The 1,235-nt window shown below is 41.1% G+C and carries 1 protein-coding gene; it reads left to right on the plus strand.

Annotated elements, in window-relative coordinates; all coding sequences use genetic code 11:
• A partial coding sequence (locus CHB68_RS18665) for an autotransporter outer membrane beta-barrel domain-containing protein (protein ID WP_179213239.1) occupies positions 1 to 1,235 on the plus strand: 1,235 nt, incomplete at both ends.

Here is a 1,235-nt window from a genome sequence, read left to right on the forward strand (position 1 = left end):
GACGGTACCTATACCTTTACGAACAATGACGGCAGCGATGTGATCATCGATACGAACGGACTGGTGATCAGCAACCTTGTAGCGGGTAACCGTATCGCAACGGTAACGGAGGCCGACGGAACCACCGCGGACATCAACGAGACAATTACAAGTATCGTTGATAATAATGATGGTACCTTGACTTTTACCCGTGAGGATAATAGCACACAAACAATTACTAAATCTCAATTAACGGATAACGGTAACGGAACATTTACATTCAACAATGGTGATGGTACTCCAATTTCCTTTGACGGAACTGATGACCAGGATGCATCACAGGTAAATTTATTGACTCCTATTGATGTAGATGGCGACTCGGTGAATGAAACAACGGTAGAAGATGCTATCGCAGATTTAGCGAACAATAGCAGTGACAATCAAAACCTTACTGGAGCCACGTTAAATGGTACTAACCAGCTTCAAATAGATATTGAAAGAGGTACGTCGGCAAATGTAGATTTATCTTCATTAAGTGAAACGGTAACTGCCGGTACGGGAGCTGTTACGGTAGATGATGATGGAAATGGCAATTATACGATTAACTCTATAGATTCAGATGAAGATGAAACCAACGAGTTAGCTGTCTTGGCTTCAGGTCCTCCAATTGCAAATGGAACAAATTCAGGTGATACTTATGTAGATACTGATAATGGTCAATTATACGCTTGGGATGGTACAATTTGGCAACAAGTAGGAGGAAGTGCTGCGCCAGATGCGGATCCAGATCCAGAAAATGAGCTTTCAGATGTAGAATTAACAGGAACAACTTTAGAATTAACCAACCCTGCACCTGGTGCAACCGGAGTTGATTTAAATAATACGTTTGCTACGGACCAGGAATTGACTGATGCTATTACGGCGAGTGAATTGTTAGATGGCGATAAAGACGACCAGAACGAATTACAAGATTTAGAAGATGTTTTAACAAGAGACCCTAGTGCTGCTGGTAATGTTATTACAGACTTAGGTTCACCAGTTAATGCCAATGATGCTGTAAATAAAGCATATGTAGATAATCTTGCTGACGATGATGTAAGTGTTACCAATATTGTTGGCGGGAATAGAATTGCAACTATTTCTGAACCAGGAATTACGCCCGTTGATATAAATGAAACGATTACTAATGTAGTAGATAACGGGGATGGAAGTTTTACCTATACCAATGAAAATGGAGCACCGGTATCATTCCAGGC

Source organism: Maribacter sedimenticola (assembly GCF_900188415.1).
Lineage (GTDB): Bacteria > Bacteroidota > Bacteroidia > Flavobacteriales > Flavobacteriaceae > Maribacter > Maribacter sedimenticola.